The sequence below is a fragment of the Haloarcula sp. KBTZ06 genome, from assembly GCF_048595605.1.
GTDB classification, from domain to species: Archaea; Halobacteriota; Halobacteria; order Halobacteriales; family Haloarculaceae; genus Haloarcula; species Haloarcula hispanica.
This window is the reverse complement of sequence record NZ_CP184337.1, coordinates 1,950,139-1,967,122: the sequence shown is the minus strand read 5'-3', so window position 1 is coordinate 1,967,122 and position 16,984 is coordinate 1,950,139. Positions and strand designations below refer to the sequence as shown.

13 protein-coding genes are annotated in these 16,984 nt (G+C 56.4%); 9 read left to right on the top strand and 4 right to left on the bottom strand.

Annotation, left to right across the window (positions count from 1 at the left end; all coding sequences use genetic code 11):
- Positions 1-8: 8 nt before the first annotated feature.
- Together ACNO8S_RS10210 and ACNO8S_RS10205 are read right to left on the bottom strand one after the other, a co-directional pair.
- Positions 9-1,262, bottom strand: coding sequence for a hypothetical protein (locus tag ACNO8S_RS10210; protein WP_420181871.1), 1,254 nt, complete (start codon positions 1,260-1,262; stop codon positions 9-11).
- Positions 1,263-1,659: 397 nt separating this feature from the next.
- Positions 1,660-3,450, bottom strand: a complete 1,791-nt coding sequence (locus ACNO8S_RS10205; protein ID WP_151145655.1) for an ABC transporter ATP-binding protein — start codon at positions 3,448-3,450, stop codon at positions 1,660-1,662.
- A gap of 344 nt (positions 3,451-3,794) precedes the next feature.
- Here ACNO8S_RS10205 and neuB point away from each other — a divergent pair, with 344 nt between their 5' ends.
- The 6 genes from neuB (at position 3,795) to ACNO8S_RS10175 (ending at position 9,362) form a co-directional block, all read left to right on the top strand.
- Positions 3,795-4,823 carry an N-acetylneuraminate synthase gene (gene neuB, locus ACNO8S_RS10200; protein WP_191907472.1) on the top strand — a complete coding sequence of 343 codons (1,029 nt, stop codon included), beginning with the start codon at positions 3,795-3,797 and terminating at the stop codon, positions 4,821-4,823.
- Between the two features lie 50 nt (positions 4,824-4,873).
- Positions 4,874-5,656, top strand: a complete 783-nt coding sequence (locus tag ACNO8S_RS10195; RefSeq protein WP_191907473.1) for a sugar phosphate isomerase/epimerase family protein — start codon at positions 4,874-4,876, stop codon at positions 5,654-5,656.
- Positions 5,656-6,435, top strand: coding sequence for a methionyl-tRNA formyltransferase (locus ACNO8S_RS10190; RefSeq protein ID WP_058994870.1), 780 nt, complete (start codon positions 5,656-5,658; stop codon positions 6,433-6,435). Before ACNO8S_RS10195 ends, ACNO8S_RS10190 begins: the two co-directional genes overlap by 1 nt.
- The gene (locus ACNO8S_RS10185; protein WP_151145665.1) at positions 6,432-7,136 is read left to right on the top strand and encodes a cytidylyltransferase domain-containing protein; all 705 of its coding nucleotides are present in this window, start codon (positions 6,432-6,434) and stop codon (positions 7,134-7,136) included. Before ACNO8S_RS10190 ends, ACNO8S_RS10185 begins: the two co-directional genes overlap by 4 nt.
- A 61-nt stretch (positions 7,137-7,197) precedes the next feature.
- Positions 7,198-8,280, top strand: coding sequence for a DegT/DnrJ/EryC1/StrS family aminotransferase (locus ACNO8S_RS10180; RefSeq protein ID WP_151145668.1), 1,083 nt, complete (start codon positions 7,198-7,200; stop codon positions 8,278-8,280).
- Between the two features lie 50 nt (positions 8,281-8,330).
- Positions 8,331-9,362: an NAD-dependent epimerase/dehydratase family protein gene (locus ACNO8S_RS10175; protein ID WP_151145671.1), complete on the top strand. Its 1,032-nt coding sequence runs from the start codon at positions 8,331-8,333 to the stop codon at positions 9,360-9,362.
- A gap of 779 nt (positions 9,363-10,141) precedes the next feature.
- Here ACNO8S_RS10175 and ACNO8S_RS10170 read toward each other — a convergent pair.
- Both ACNO8S_RS10170 and ACNO8S_RS10165 read right to left on the bottom strand, forming a co-directional pair.
- Positions 10,142-10,588, bottom strand: a complete 447-nt coding sequence (locus ACNO8S_RS10170; protein WP_151145674.1) for a hypothetical protein — start codon at positions 10,586-10,588, stop codon at positions 10,142-10,144.
- Positions 10,589-10,637: 49 nt separating this feature from the next.
- Positions 10,638-12,053 carry a DUF4330 family protein gene (locus ACNO8S_RS10165; RefSeq protein WP_420181870.1) on the bottom strand — a complete coding sequence of 472 codons (1,416 nt, stop codon included), beginning with the start codon at positions 12,051-12,053 and terminating at the stop codon, positions 10,638-10,640.
- A gap of 874 nt (positions 12,054-12,927) precedes the next feature.
- Here ACNO8S_RS10165 and ACNO8S_RS10160 point away from each other — a divergent pair.
- The 3 genes from ACNO8S_RS10160 to ACNO8S_RS10150 all read left to right on the top strand — a co-directional run bounded on the left by ACNO8S_RS10160 (position 12,928) and on the right by ACNO8S_RS10150 (position 16,697).
- Positions 12,928-13,686, top strand: a complete 759-nt coding sequence (locus ACNO8S_RS10160; RefSeq protein ID WP_129755361.1) for a helix-turn-helix domain-containing protein — start codon at positions 12,928-12,930, stop codon at positions 13,684-13,686.
- A 108-nt stretch (positions 13,687-13,794) separates the two neighbouring features.
- Positions 13,795-15,498, top strand: coding sequence for a DUF7343 domain-containing protein (locus tag ACNO8S_RS10155; protein ID WP_420181869.1), 1,704 nt, complete (start codon positions 13,795-13,797; stop codon positions 15,496-15,498).
- A gap of 485 nt (positions 15,499-15,983) precedes the next feature.
- Positions 15,984-16,697, top strand: coding sequence for a DUF7344 domain-containing protein (locus tag ACNO8S_RS10150; RefSeq protein WP_420181868.1), 714 nt, complete (start codon positions 15,984-15,986; stop codon positions 16,695-16,697).
- Positions 16,698-16,984 lie beyond the last annotated feature (287 nt).

Below are 16,984 nucleotides of genomic sequence, written 5' to 3'. Positions count from 1 at the left end.
GGCGGTACCTACCGTAGCACCGGTTCGTCGGCGAGGATTTTCCGAACAATGAAATCGAAGTTCTCGTTCCCTGGCTTGACCTTGTCATGTTCCACTTTGAAATACTCGTTGTCGCCTGCAGACTGCGTCTTGAAGAACGGAAAGTCGACGTGCTTGCGTTCGAAGTAGACGTGTACGTACCGCTTCGCGCGTGCGACCATTTCTTCGTCCATCTCTAGATCGCGAATGTCGCCTAGCAATCCGAAGTACTCGTCCTGCGTTTCTGGATCGAACGTGAAACCGAGATCGCGGTAATGGGTGTCCCCGGCCACGATAGTTGGGACACCTTCGTACGCCATCTCAAGGCCAACGGTAGAGTTGTACACGATCCCTGCGTCCAGATCACGAATAAGCGCGTACGTATCGACGTCGGTATCCGGTGATAGGATTTCGAGATTGTCGGGGAGTGGGTCGTGGCCGTCACGGATCCGTCCTTCAACTGACTCGTCCGTACCGAACTTCGCCTCGGCGGGATGGGTCTTCAAGACGAACTGTACGTCATCGACACTCGACACGTGTTCGACTGTGTCATCTATCCAATCGAGTACGTCGGGGAAAACGAGTTCCTCGACTTCGAGAGAAGCGTCCCAGATCAGGTTCGTGAATATGCCGACCGTACAGTCAGCAGACGAGTCGAACGAGTTGTTGGTTCGAGCGGAATAGTTGATCCTGACGTCAGAGCCTTCGGTTCTGGCAGCCATGATTTCTTCGACGCGGCGCTCCTCGCTAGCAGAGAGTGGTTCCGCTAACTCCGTCTGGAGCGTATCATGGTCAGTAAAAAATGGTAATGAGGAGCGGTTTCCTGCGTCACCGAACAGGATAGTCCCCTCGCGGCGACCGAGGTCGTGACTGTACGACGTTACGCCGTGTTTCTGCGCGACTGCGAGATGGATCCCGCCGTGAACGTAACGGTCGTCGTGTGCGAGAACAGCGTCGAACGGATATTGCTCGAACAGCGCCTCGCACATGTCGACGAGGATGACCGCACTTCGGAGGAATCTGAGGTACGTTTCACGATGGTAGCTGTCCTCAAAGTCGATCGAGTGTCGCAAGAGGAAGCGGCGAGTGGATGACATCGCGTAATCAGCGACGGAAATTCCGCGATATGTTTCGAGCGTTGTATCTACCTCCGGTGCACCGTACGTTTCACTGAGCAGTGACTCGATGGGGATGCCCTCAAGTCCGAACGCTGAAAGGAGCGACCGCCCGGCGTAGTTACACACGTCACAGACCGCCTTCCCATCCTTCTCGCACGTCTTCCGTTGACAAAGATCGAGATCGGCGTGGCAAAGAGGAATAATCGGAGTGTAGCCCCGCGTCCGAAAGGCGTGTGCGAGAATACAGTACCGGAAGGAATTCAGCCCATCTTGCCCGCGCGTGAGGGGAATGAGGACGTACCCCTCATCTGTAGGCTCCGAATACGACTTTATACTTTCGTCCGTCAGATCCGCAAAGTCGTACTTCTGAGTAAAGTGATTCTCTAGCCGGATTGCGGCCGATCCGAGACCGGCCCTAGAGAGAGTCTGATAGATCTGCCACTTCGAGAGCATAGGGATGCTCAAGTCGGTGGAATTTAAAAACGCTTGGAATAACGCCAGTGCGGTTTCTTGACGAGGTGAATCAGGGCGACCGGATTTGCGTTCGATACATCGAGGCGTACATTCCATCCTGCTCAAGTAACTCGTCGTGGGGGCCCACTTCCCGGACCCCGCCATCGTCTACAACGTAAATCCGGTCCGCATCCGTGATCGTCGAGAGACGGTGCGCGATGACGACGAGCATGACGTCATCGCGACGCTCGATGCGTTCGTGTATTTCCTCTTCGAGGTGCGAGTCCAGATCACTCGTCGCCTCGTCGAGAACCAGAATTTCCGCGTCCTTGAGCACGGCTCTCGCGATGGAAATTCGCTGTCGCTGGCCACCCGAGAGTCGGACCCCGTCGTCACCGAGCACGGTGTCGAATCCGTTCGGTAGTTCGTCGAGGAACTCCGTCACCTGCGCCGCTCGACAGGCCGCTTCGACCTCTTCCTTGGTCGCATCCCTGTCAGCGACGGTCACATTTTTCCAGAGCGTATCGTTGAAAATGTACGGTTGCTGGCGGACAACCGAGAGCCGCCGGCGCCACTCGTCAAGTTTGTAGGTCTCGATTGGTACGTCGTTGGCCGTGATGGTCCCTGTGTCGGGGTCGTAGAAACGAGCGAGAAGCGAGACGATGGTCGACTTCCCGGCCCCGGAGCCACCGGCGAACGCGACGAATTCGCCTTGCTCGATCGCGAAGGAAATATCGTCCAGTACGGTTTCATCTTGATATGCAAAGGTGACATCGCGGAAGGAAACGCTTTCGAGCTGATCGGGGCATGGGTCCCCGTCGGAACCCGGTTCCTTCCGGTCCGCTAGTTCGTCGACGAACGTCTGGGTCCGAATGAGGTGTGGCAGGTGTCCTTCGATCTGGTAGAACTGGTTGTTGATTGTACTAACTCGGGGTGCAAGTCGGAAGACTGCGAACAAGAGCAGTCCCAGTCCGCCGAACGAAAGAGTAGAATACTCGAGGAACGCGTACAGCGAAGCGAAGATTGTGACGGCTATGGTGAACTGATAGAAGTGATCAATCGCAGACCGGTTCCGATACAGTTGGATCGTCGAATCGGTATACTTCTGAACCGATTCAAGGAAGTCGTCCATTAGTTCGTCCGAGAGCGCAAAGAGTTTCACGTCGCGGATGCCCTGCGTCCCGGCCTGAACGACCGTCTGTATCTCGTGATTCGCGTCGGCGACCCGATCACCGACGGAGTAGCCGGACTCGACCATTTTCCGCGCGAAATAGAAGAGGCCACCGAGGAAAACGGCTGCCACGATCAGGAACTTCGGTGCCAAATAGACCACTATCGCCACGTAAATCAAACTCATAAACGCTTGTTTGAGGATCTCGACGAGCCACTGGATCATTTGACCGGCATACTCTGCTTGCGTCACTATCGTATTGAGGATGTCGTCGGACCCCTTTTCATCGAAGTACGCAATCTCGGTATCGAGTGCCCGGTTGAAGGCCGTTGTCTGCAGGTGACGGACGTAATCTGTTCGGAGATAGGCCTTCAACCAGTCGACGACAAAACTGGACCCGTACCGAACACCCATGACGGTGATAACACCGACGATGATGTACTCGAGTGAGAACGGAATTCCTAGAACGTCGTAGAGCGTAACGAACGCCTCAACGAATTGGCTCTGGTCGGACGAAGACGTTTGCCCTCGGGTGACCTCAATGATGGGAAGAATGAAACTGAGACCGATACCCTCCAGCACGGCGGCTACCAGACTCATCCCAAGAATGGCGAGTGTCGTCAGCGGCCGATGACGAGCGACGTGTTCGAGCGCAGCTAGCTTCTCCCGCTGCGAGGCTTCGTTGTTCATTTGTTTAGGAAAGTAGGGTTCAATCGGCGGTGGACCCTCTACCAATAAAAACGATCCGATCCGCTAGCCGTCGCCCCCGGGATATGGCATCTTGTCGTGGGTATAGTCCGCAAGCACGTCGACAGACACGATCATAGCTAGGTGTGGTACTTGATGAGCATCGGTGTACGTGATTCGATCGGAATCGAATGTGTTTGGCCGCGATTGTCCCATTCTACCAGCGCTGGCGCCGCCTCGTTCGATCACAGATCTACCAACGCTCACCCACGACCGGGGAAGCATGGGGGAGACAGTGGTCGCCATACGTCGATATATTCTTATCCGATGGTGAGTTGTACTCATTCATGACTGCAGACACTGGTTTCGAACCCCACTGTAAAGTTATCGCGGAGGCGGGTGTGAACCACAACGGCGATATCGAGATCGCGAAAGACCTTGTGGACGCAGCCGCTTCCGCCGGTGCTGACGCGGTCAAATTTCAGACCTTCCAGCCGAAAGAAGTCGCGACAGCTCAGACGGAGCAGGCCGACTATCAGAAGGAACGGGATGCCAGTACAAACCAGTACGAAATGCTGGACAACGTAAAACTGCGAGAAGAAGATCACGACGTCCTGATGGAATATTGCCAGGAAGTTGGGATCGAATTCATGTCTACGCCGTACGACCCGGAGAGCGTCGAAATTCTTGAATCCACCGGCGTTGATCGGTATAAAGTCGCCTCGGCCGACATCGTGAATAAACCCCTCTTGAGCGCGATCGCAGAAACAGGAAAGCCCGTCATCCTCTCCACGGGGATGGCAAACCTTGGTGAAATTGAACGCGCAGTCGAGTTCCTCCGGTTTCGAAATTGCGGGGACGTCACTCTCTTGCACTGCGTTTCATCGTATCCAGCTAAGGCCACCCAACTCAATATGCGATTTATCGAGACTCTCGCAACGGCGTTCCCTGGGCAGGTTGGGTTTTCGGATCATACGAGGGGGGTCGTGGCTCCAGTCTTGGCGATGGGATACGGAGCCTCTGTGATTGAAAAGCACTTCACTCTAGACCGGGGGATGGAGGGCCCGGATCACTACGCGTCGTTAGAACCCGATGAACTCTCGCAGATGGTGGACAACGTGCGATTCGCCGAGAAGGCGATCGGAAGTACTCGTCGGTTGATCTCCACAGTGGAACGGAACAACAAACACTCCATGCGCCGGAGCTTACACGCCAGTCGCGATATCGAATCTGGTGCGGCTATCTCTCCCGACGACTTGTTGATCGTCCGCCCAGACGAAGGAATAGATCCGTGGAATTACGACGATGTCGTCGGTAAGTCTACCACGCAGGAGATCCCCAAGCATGCACCGATTACGTGGGATCACATCGCATGATATGTGCATCAACGCAGTGTCTTCCAGACACCGGGATGGAGGAAACACTAATGGCGTACTCTCGGGCCGACATCGAAAACGTCGAACTCGGCTACTGCAGCGAAAAGGATGTAGATGTCTCGGCGCTAGTTGAGGAGTATTCGTTCAATTTCGTTGCCCACAATTACTTTCTCCCCGTTCAGGACGAGTTCATCCTGAACCTCGCATCGCCGGACGAGTCCCTGCGACGACAAAGCGTCGACTACGTCAAGGACGCGATCACCTTCTGCGAGAAGCACGATATACCGCGGTACACGTTCCACGGCGGGTTCAGAGTCGACCCGGATCTGTCCCTGACATTCCCTAAGCAGTCGCCACCCGACTACGAAACGTGCTTCGAACGGTTTCTTTCGTCACTGCGGTCTGTAATTGACCATGCGACGTCGACCGACGTGTCGATCTCGATCGAGAACAACGTCGTCACCACGGAGAACGTGGTCGGAGGAGACCCCCTCCTCATGTTTTGTCGACCTGACGAGTTCAGTCGTTTATTCGAGGAGGTAGACCCATCTGACTGCGGCGTTTTACTCGATACTGGCCATCTGAACGTGTCCTCACAGACCTTTGATTACGATAAGTCAAGAGTCGTACAAGAAGTAGCAGACTATCTCGATTGTCTCCACCTGCATACAAATAACGGACGCGTTGACCAACACGACGCGGTCAATCCAACCGACGACGACATACCCGTGTCGTCGATGTCAGGGCTGACTCGGGTAGTCGAATCACATCACGGGAACGCAAGAGACTTAAAACAACTGTTGCTACGCTTAGGCGCTAAGAGTGAACGGTGATGATTGACACGAAAATTCTGTTGGCGACGTTCTATCGGTCTGGGATTCTAGCGATCAGGCAGTTGTTGAATAGTGGCTTCGAAAAAGAGCAACTTCGCGTCCTGACCTACGATATTGAGCGGAACGAAGAACTACTGGAGTTTCTCGAAAAGAAGGATATATCGTATAAGACCGACGATATTTCCGACCCCGATACAGAGTCGTGGATCGAGGCCTTCAACCCAGACCTCATCTTTTCCCTCTACTATCGAGACAAGATTCCGAGCCGTATTCTCGATATTCCACAGTACGGTGGTGTGAATCTCCACCCATCGTTGCTCCCGCAGTACGCCGGTGTGCTGTCGGTGCCGTGGGCGATGGTCGAAGGTGAATCGCGTACCGGCTACACGTACCACTACATGACAGACGAAATTGATACTGGGCCGATACTCAAGCAGGAAGAGGTCTCCATCGGGCCTACCGATACCGCTTATTCGCTCTACCACCGACTCATCCACGCCGGAATGAGCAACTTCCTGCCAGTACTCGAATTGATCGTGGAAGAAGAGTACAGCGGCCGACCACAGACGGGGGTCGGCACGTATCACGGGCGAGGCGACCTTCCAAACGACGGAGTTATTAACCATCAGTGGTCTGACGATGAAATCGATCGATTCATCCGGGCGATGTATTACCCACCGTTTCGACCCGCAGTAGCCGAATTCGGCGGTCAGGAATTCGAGATAACGTCGATGGCGGAGTACCGTCGTCTCCGACGTCGACACGGTATCAAGCAATGACGTGTGACGTATTCGCCGTAATTCCGGCGCGTGGGGGGTCAAAGCGGATACCGAAAAAGAACATCAAGGAAGTGGCTGGAAAACCCCTCATCGCCCACACGGTGGAGCAGGCGAACGAAGCGACAACGATAGACAGAGTGATTGTCTCGACTGACGACGAGGAGATAGCCTCAGTAGCACGCGAGTACGGCGGGGAAATCCCTTTTATAAGGCCGGCCAGACTAGCAACGGATGAGACACCGGGGCCACCGGTCATCCAACACGCGCTCAACTGGATCGAAAAACAACAGGAACCGCCGACCGTGGTTGTAAAGTTGCAAGCTACTTCTCCACTCCGTCGAGTAGATGACATCGACCAGGCAGTACGGAAGCTGCAAAACGACGAGGCTGCGAAGTCGGTCATCTCCGTGACTGAGTTTGAGCAACCACCTTTCTGGGCAGTGGAACCTGACGATGACGGGTACCTACATACGTACTTCGATAGGGACGTCCTTTGGACTGACGACATTCCACGTAGCCAGGACCTTCCAGCTTTGCGCTGCCCGAACGGGGCCATCTTTGCCGCGCGGAGGAACGCTTTTATTAAACACGAATCATTCTATACCGATGCTACAGTCCCATTCGAAATGCCAAGAGACCGGTCAATTGATATTGACGAACCGATAGATCTAGAGATAGTCAGGACCCTTGCAGAAAAATGAAATGCAACGCTTATAGTTTGAGAATGTACGATCACTTTCACTGGCACTCTACTACTTATACATGATTCCGCTTGCAGAACCGACATTTGGGGACGCCGAGCGTTCCCGGGTGCTTGACGCACTCGAACGTGGATGGATTTCCCCGAAGGGCGAGTACGTTACGGAGTTCGAAGATGTATTCGGGGCTTGGATCGGAACCGAACACGCTTTCGCTACCTCAACCGGAACCGCTGCACTCCACCTTTCACTCCTGTCTGCCGGGATCGGCGAGGGAGATGAGGTAATCGTCCCGGACCTGACGTGGATCGCCTGTGCGAACGTGGTGTCCTACGTCGGTGCAACTCCGGTGTTCGCGGACGTCGACCCGGACACATACACACTTGACCCCGCTAGCGTCCGTGAGCGTCTCACCGAAGACACCAAGGCGGTGATGCCAGTCCATCTCTATGGACAGCCATGCGAGATGACGCCGATTCAACGGCTCGCCGACGAGCATGACCTCTTGGTCCTCGAGGACGCTGCCGAGGCACACGGAGCGACGTATCGTGGTCGACGTGTGGGGAGCCTCGGCGATGTCGGCTGTTTCAGCTTTTACGGGAACAAGATCCTCACCACCGGTCAGGGTGGGATGATAACGACGGACGACGACGAACTTGCAGAGCGAATACGGCTGCTCCGGCGGGACGGTATGTCGAGAGACAGAAAATATTACCACTCGGTGATCGGGTACAATTATCGACTGACGAACATACAGGCCGCGATCGGCATTGGGCAGGTTGAGCGTGCCGACGCGATCCTTGAGAACAAACGCCGCGTCGCTGCGACATATCGCCGCGAGTTGACGACGCAGGACGTTCGCTTCCAGGCGACACCCGGCTGGGGGGAGTCAGCCCACTGGATGGTCGCCCCGGTGTTTCGAACGACCGGACAGTTCGAGCGGGTGCGGAACGCACTCGCTGATGCCGACGTAGAGACGCGGCCATTTTTTTACCCACTCCACGAGCAACCGCCCTACGCCGGGAGTGGAAGCGATTGCCCCGTGACGGAACGACTCCACGAGCGTGGTATGAATCTGCCGTCCGCTCCGAATCTTAATGATCAGATTATAATCGAGATATGTGACGTTATCCGCGATGCCCTCTGACCTCGGCATCGAGACGAGAAGGTTATAATCCCCGAAAAAAACTAACCTGTATGGTTACCGAACTCCAGAACGAGCGGGTGCTGGTTACTGGGGGCGCCGGCTTCATTGGTTCCGCTCTCGTCAGGCGACTGCTCGAGAATGACAACCACGTCACCGTCTTGGACAACTTCGTGACGGGCGCTCTAGATAACTTACAAAATATCGTCAACCGAATCGAAGGGGAACGAGCCGACTTGGCGGACCACATCGACCTCGTCAGTGGTGACATCTTGCGGTCGGATCTGGTCGATTTGCTAAATTCGAACGAAATCGACTACGTGTTCCACCTCGCCGCAGAACCATACATCCCGAGTTGTTATGACCGACCCACAGACTTCTTTTCGGTGAACGCGAACGGGACGCTCAAACTGCTGCTCGCGTGCCGGGACGCTGGGGTTGAGCGCATCCTTACCTACTCGTCGTCGGAAGTGTACGGGACCGCACAGGAAGTCCCGATGAGCGAGTCTCACCGTACGTATCCGCAGTCAACCTACGCGGTCAGTAAACTCGCGGCCGACCGCCTCTGCTTTACGCTCTTCCATGAACAGGACGTCCCGGTCGTCATCCTCCGTCAGTTTAATTGCTACGGGCCAAGAGAAACTCACCCCTACATCGTTCCAGAATTGATCGCACAGCTATCGACGGATAATCAGCTGTCGCTGGGGAACATTGAGGCGAGTCGCGACCTTACGTACGTCGAAGACGCAGTCCGCGGCGCCTCGAAGCTTATCAACTGTCCCGACGCGGAAGGAGAAGTCGTGAATCTCGGCTTCGGTAAGGACTATACTGTCGAGGAGCTTGCGCACATAATCGCAGAAGAGATGGGGTACGCCGAAGTGAGCATCGAGGTTGAACAGTCTCGGTTCCGACCGCTGGACGTCCAGCAGCTTCACTGTGATTATTCTAAGGCCTCGAACCTGATCGATTACGAACCACAGATTGATATTCGTGAGGGGATACAGCGAACCATCGATTGGTACCGGGAAAACGGCGAATGGGTGTGGGAGCGGTCCCTGAAAGACCAGCTCTGGCCTGAAAACTAACCCGTTCGGCTCGTTCCGGTTGTTGAGTCGGGATTCGATGAGAGCATACCAGCACCAACTGAGACCTGTTCTGTGGTAATACCTGTGTGCTACTATTGGTCCGAGAGACGAGCAACAAACGGTGGGGACGCGTGCCCAAACCGACTGACTGTGCGCACTTCCGGCAAACGCGGACCACTATACGTTTCAGGAATTATATATATATATATATATATGTAAACCACTCGCCACAGCAGGATCATAACCACAAATTTGTAGTTGACCCCCGTTTTACCGTCTCATTGACTAGGTCTCGGATCCTGATTCGTCGGGTTCCAGAGGGTTGATGTTCAACGATCCTCCCGAAGGGTCCCCTTGGTCGAGAGGACGTACAGTTCCGGAACGCCACCAAGCATTATCACATTAACGAGCCGAGGCTATCACAGATGATTGCCTATTGTCCACTTCGGGACCGCCTGCCCGAGCGATCACACTCCGAATCACCGTCATCATATCCGTACACCGACTATTCTGGGTGGTCTATCCGGATCAGACTCCGAAGCCACTCCGGGATAAAAGGGTAATATCGGAAGTGTGAGTGCAATACCCGGGCTTCGCCAGTTGAGGAACATCCCATCGCAGGAATGGATGGTCGGACGTGCCAGAAGCGCGAATTTCTGACTGCACTCGCGATAAAACTCAGCCTGGGGTCATTCAAGATTGTTTGAAACTGCGATTTCCTCACCCCGAAGAGAGTATTGGCAAGTCGCTGGAATTACTAAAAAGAATATTCTGGAACGTCAGGTCGAGCCATCCCTGGCAGATTCCGATTCGTCATCCCCAGTGCGCGTTTGCTCTGGTGGTTCCGGTGGCACCAAGACCGAGACTGCGAGTTCGTAGCCACGCGTCTCGGAAAGCGGGTCAAACACCTCCTCACTAAGCCGTTCAAACACTCGGCTCGCGGCAGACTCCACACGCGACTGATTCCAAGCGTCTTCAATATGTGGAATAAGCGTATCCAGCAGCGTAATAAACGGACCGACAGTGTACGTCTCTCGAAGATCGATAACGATGATGTCTGGGTCAGGTTCCTTCGTGAGCCAGCGATAGCAATACGACTCCCGAACGAACTCACTTACACGAGTGCCGATCGCTCGCCCGGTGCTGATGACCTGTGACCCGTCGCTAATCGCGCTGATTTTCTCTCCGACAGCGTCATGGTTTAGCGACCCGGATTCCTCGGACATCCGATTACATACTGGTTTGAGTGATCTACCATACCATTTGTGATGTCGTTCAGAGCCCAACACTCACAACCGTCGCTTCGATAGTGATTGTCCCCAGATTGATCACAACTGTCGAGCCCTGCTGGAGAGACTCGCCTTTGAACTGGACACCGCTTGTCGACTCGCGGACCCGGAGTTCAGTCGTGATAGTGATATCACGCAAGTACGGATGATCAGCGACGTTTACCGTGCCGTTATCGCCCGTCGTAATGATGACAGATGGCTCGGTATTGACGCGGCTGACGCGAGCGATTGTTTCGCCACCACTGGTCTCGGTCATGCCGGGTTCGATCGCATCCGCCATGTCCGCACGCATATCGGTCATCCGTAGGGTTACCGTCCGATTGGTGAGCGTTCCACGCGGTTCGAGTGCGCCAACACGTTCGATGGTGCCGGAGAGCGCGTAGCTTTCAGTCGAAATAGTGATGTTGTTCCCACGCTGGACGGCGGCGCTACCGAACTGCTGACGACCGGCGTTTTCGAGAGTGGCCAACGAGAGCCCAACGAGCACGCGTTTGCGGTCGGGGTTCTGTGTCGCGTACGTGGTAACCGTTCGTACTTCGGCTGCCTCGTACCCGGCGACGGTAGTGACGTCGCCGGCAGCGATACGGCCAGCCGTTTCTGCATCGACGGTTGTTTCCAGGAGCACATCAGTAGTCGTTGGCTGGAGGCCGCTATCCACCTTTTCAATGCGACCGTCGAAGGTGTAGTCTTCGGCCGGGAGCGTGACCGTCTGCCCGCGCCGCATCTGTGTGCCGCCGAACCGACGGTCAGACTGCTGTCTGTGTGTGTCGAGTTCTGCTTCGACGAAGACGGTCTGTTCGGTTGAATTCTCGGTTGTGTATGCAGCTACGTCTTCGATAGTCGCAACAGTGCGTCCGCTGAGTCGGATCTCATCACCGGGGGTGACGTCTCGCGCTTCGGCGGTGGCCATGGTGTCTCTGAGAACCACCGTCGTGTCTTCCTGAGTGAAACTGTTGTCACCACCCACTGCACGAATCTGGCCGTCTACTTCGTATCGACTCGTCGCGATGGTTAGCGGTCGCCCGAGGCGCGGGGGCGCATTCGCATATGTGAGACTGTCCCCGTCAGGCGGTCCCTGAAGCGTAGCGCGTAAGATGACACGTGTCTGGTTGCCCTGCGGTGTCAGATGGACGTCTGTGATCGTGAGCTGTGAATTACCGCTTGGACTGTACGTATCTCCCCCGGTGATTTCTGAGACGATGTATGAGGGTTGTGTCCCGAGATCGAGGGTGACGTTGGTAGTATTTGGATCAGGTGGCTCTGGCTCCGGTTGGAGGACAAGTGCGGCGCCTGCCACAACGACCGCAATGACGAGCAGGACGGCCAGTGCATCGACGACGTTGACGAGGCCGAAGAGGTTTCCATCCTCGTCGAGGAGGGCCGGCGAACGACTATCTGCCATACTGTAGGCATTTTTTCGGAGTGGTTTGGCTGTTTCGTTGTACTACTATGACTGTGCACCTCTCAATTTGCACTTCTCTAAGTAATTCCAGTCCGTCAGTAAAGATACCGTTCTGACTGATTCCTCATCTCCCGGGCCGAGTGTAGTTAGTCGTCACAATCATTCAGGTCTCGCTCCAACTGAACTATGGAGACCCCACAACGAGTGAAATCTCAATCGGTTCTATGCCTCGTACGACTCTAAGCTCGTGCCACAGTCCGGACACTCACCGTCAGTGATCGTTACCTGCGCGTCACATGCAGGACAGTAGTCGCGGTAACACGCTGGGTCGCCCATAATCGTCTATACATTCCAATGGATTGAGAACGTTGCCCCGACTGCGGCCAGTCAACGCAGCGAAGTTGCAAGTATAGCAACCGGCAACCACTGCTCGACTGCACCGACCCCTCCGTTTCGTATGACTTGCAAGGGTGGAATAGACCAGCTGAGACCGACAAACCGACCGAACACCGTCCTTTGCCAATCTGCGGGTGTCCACCCCACGTCAACACCACCGGAACAAGGTGAATGACCGCTGTCGTATCTGACTAGATCGGTGGATGACCCAGCCGGCGTATGCCGTATCTGATCGGCCAATATGGCTGATTTCGTGGGACAGCACCCTACTCGAAGCCAGTCCGGAACCACCGTGAAGTAGGACTTATTTCATTCAGTTTGAGTTGTCCCAGCGAAACCTGCTATTGGAAGATACTGTTCTGTCTCGACAGGTGGTCAAACACCGGACCCACAGAGTGGCTATTAGTATAGCCTCTATATTGTCAGACACTATCTATATAGTGATAATGTCCTTGTGCCCGATTCGATTGGTGTCTACATGCGCAACACCGGCGACCAGGGATCGGCAACCGAGGCAGACCAGCCAGTCGATGGTGCTGGACACGGGCCGGCAAGCCCATCGGAGACGGATGGGACACCACGGGAGAACAGCCTCGGTGTCGATCTGTGTCTGAGTCATCCGGAGCTGGTTCTGACGGAGGCAGTCGAGAGCACGCCGGACATAACAGTCCGTCCGGAACAGATGGTCGATGACGGGACGTCGAGCTTTCTGGTGATAGAAGCCGTCGGTGAGGGCCTTGACCAGTTCGAAGCAGAACTGGAGAGGGATAGTACGGTATACGAGCCTGTCGTGTTAGACTGGACGGAGACGAACCGCGTCTATCGGGTTAGGGTGGCCGACAGCGCCATCCGACTCACGCCCTCGCTCGTCCGAGCCGGTGGACGGGTGCTCGACATCGAAGGGACGGGTGGACAGTGGCAGGTACAGGCGCAGTTTCGGTCGCGAGCGGCACTGTCGCAGTTCCGATCTGAGTGCTCTGAACGGAGTATCACGTTTAGACTTGATCGACTGTACTGGACCTCTGGGGAGGCAAACGCCGGCGTATGCGGACTGACCGCAGACCAGCAAGTCGCGCTCGAGACGGCACACAGAGAGGGGTACTTCGACGTGCCCCGTGGCATCTCACAGGCTGAGCTGGCGGACAAACTCGACATTTCGCCATCGGCGATGTCACAGCGGATTCGGCGGGGGATGGATCAGGTCGTTGGGTCGGAGCTCGGGTTATCCGATGAGTAAGTAGTTTGGACGCAGCCGAAACCATCATTGAATTATCAGGTGTGTCTAGAAGTGACAAGGAGACTATGTGCCAAAAAGGATATTGTCCCGCTGTGACACTCGTACTGTATGAGACACCGGATCGTGAGCGGGATCTGCGCTTTACTCCTCCTCTTGACAGTCGCGTCTGTCTCCGTAGGTGTCGCTACCGCAGCGGACGCCGGGCAGTATGCTGAATACACAGCAGCGGGCAACGAAACAGCGCCGGCGATACAGTCGGCCGAGCCCACACAGGCTGCTGCGGACGGGCCGAACGGAACCGCGTTCGTCTGGGAACGGATAGACGGCGAGCGGGTCAGCGGGTATCGGATCGCAGTGACTGTCAGTTCGCCGCAGGAAAACCTCTCAGTCTGTGCGCGTGCGAACGGGTCGTCGGCCTGTACGCCGGTCGGCCCGAACGGAACCGCAGCCCTCACAACCCCCGGAACGGCGGGGCTCGATGATCTCTCTATCTCGCTCTCCAACACGAGCTCTGACACCACGCTAGATCGGCAGCCGGTGTCTCTGCAGCCGATTCAGCGTGCCGGCGATGTTGACGACGACGGGCTCAACAACAGCAACGAGGTAGCCCGGGGGACGACCCTCACTGACGCCGACACTGACGGTGACGGGCTGTTGGACGGGACAGAGGTCCACCAGCACGGGACGGACCCAGCGGCCGCAGACACTGACGAAGACGGTGTCGCCGACAGGACTGAGCTTCAACAGGGCACTGACCCGCGACAGAGGGACACGGACGGCGACGGGCTGTCGGACGAGCGCGAACTGTCACTTGGGACGAATCCGACCGTCGCCGATACTGACGGCGATGGGCTGTCCGACCAGCGAGAGGCGTCCGGCAAGACCGACCCGACCGACGCAGACACGGACGACGACGGTGTTCTCGACGGTCGGGAGCTGGAAATTGGCACGAACCCAGTACAGGCTGACACTGACGCCGATGAGGTCGCCGACGGGCGAGAGCTGGCCATAGGCACGGACCCGACAGTCGCAGACACTGACGGAGATGGGGTAACAGACGGGACAGAACTCGAAACGGGCACCGCACCTACCGAGAGCGATACGGACGATGACGGCCTCGACGACGGAAAGGAACTGGCGGCTGGCACGTCCCCGACCACCGCTGATACCGACGGCGATGGTCTCAGCGACGGGCGCGAGGTTTCGGACCTCGGAACGGACCCGCTCGCGGCCGATTCGGACGGTGACTTCCTGACCGATCGCCAGGAAGTCGCCTGGGGAACGAATCCGAACAGCATGCTGACGCCAGTCTGGGTGACGAGTTCGCTTCTTGGGTTCCTCATTGGGATCGGGGTGGCAATCGCGGCGATCAGGCGTGGCTGGGTCACGGAGCTTTCCGTGGCGGCCAGACTGTACATCTATCGCCGCCTCGAACTGGACCGAGAGATTATCGAGGTCAACCGTGAAATCGAGGCGACGGACAGGGTGGCCGAAGCTGACCGTGCAGACATCGACGCGGACACCGCGGCTGAAGCCTTCGAGCAAGCCGACTGGGAACTCACCCCTGACGCGCGGCTCGTGAAACTGATGCTGCAAGTCGAGAACGGCCGTATGCACCAGACCGACATCGTCGAGGCGACGGACTGGTCGAAAGCGAAGGTCAGCCGCCTCCTTTCGCGGATGGTCGACGACGACGAGGTCGTCAAGATCCGTCTCGGCAGGGAGAACCTCATCTGTCTGGAGCGGGCGAAACCCGCAGCCGCGAACTCGCCACACGCAGGCGATATCAAGCCACCGACGCCCGGCGGATAAACTGGCTCACGGCTCGGATAGCCGGGTCGATAGTGGCATCACTGTTCACTACCGGCGTTTTTCGGGTGTGTCTCCGCCAAGTGAAACTATTCGCCACTGTCACGACAGTCGCAACTGAAGCCACACCGATAGCCGACAGACACATAGAAACGATAACTTTCGCCCTCTGACCCTTCTATGGCCGACAAACGGCAGAATTAGCCCGGGAAACAACGCCTACCGCAACTGCACATATGTGTATTTGTAGACATTATTTACCGTCGTAGTGATGAAACAATTTAGTATGCTGTGTGAAACAGCCGTGGAACAGAGTTCTTGACCCGAAACCCCCAGCAAATAGGTGTAGGCACTTCAGAACGTTATTTTATCGCACGTTGGCCCCGGGTAAGTCGGCCATTATCGACCCGTTAAATCGGTGAAACAGTCGCAATCGGCGGAACAGTCGACCCGGTATATGTCGGTTGCTGGAAAAGGAACGAGCGAACATGTCCATAGCTGAAACGACTTCCGACCCCACGACAACTGAGGCCGAGGAGTCCGCGACAGAGGAGTCGTCGTCTTCGGAGTCCACATCGAGCGACGAACTCACCCGCGACGACCTCTTCCACGTCCTCCAGTGTCGTCGCCGCCGCCTGGTCCTCAAGTACCTCCACGAACACTCCGGCGACGAGCCGGCCGATATGAGCGACATCGCAGAACACATCGCGGCGCTGGAACACGACACGACGGTCGACTCGCTCCGCTCGAAACAGCGCCAGCGCGTCTACATCGCGCTGTACCAGTCCCACCTCCCGAAGATGGACGACGCGGGCGTCATCAACTACAATCAGGACCGCGGACTCGTCGAAGCGACCGCACTCGCGGACTCCTTCGACGGGTATCTCGACGAGGAACCATCGCTCCTGTCGACGCCGGACGCGGAGTCGACGCCGTCGACTGAGTCCGTCATCGATCACGACCGGACAGGTGCTCACACCTCGGCCGATGAGCGGTGGTCAGGTCGGTATCTCGGGACCGCGTGTGCCACACTGATTACCGTCGGCGGACTCGCACTTAGCGGGGTCACAGTGCCGGGCATCGCCGTCGCGCTCGTCGTGAGCGTGGTGTTTGTAGCACTGGCGGTGAGCCATCGGCTCTCACTGTCGGCACCACAGTCACTTGCTGACCGTCTGCGGGCCGCTCTCGATACGGAGAAATAAGCTACGTACTGGAGAGATGCGTGACACAGTGGCACACCCGGAGGCGGATAACGCTTGCTGCCGACAGTCAGATCTAGTGCAGTCCATCTTCTCGTACTCGCGTCCACAGCCACGTCTACAAATAGTCACTAAGCTGCCAGCGTGACGGTGAGTGGCAGTCACGCCGACTAGCGACGGGAGAGTAGTCACCTGCTACTAAGCGAACGGTCCGCCAAGTGTCCGCCACGCGTTGGCCAGAATCTTGGACAAGATCTGTGTAGCTATCGCGTCACAGTCGCCGAGGTCGG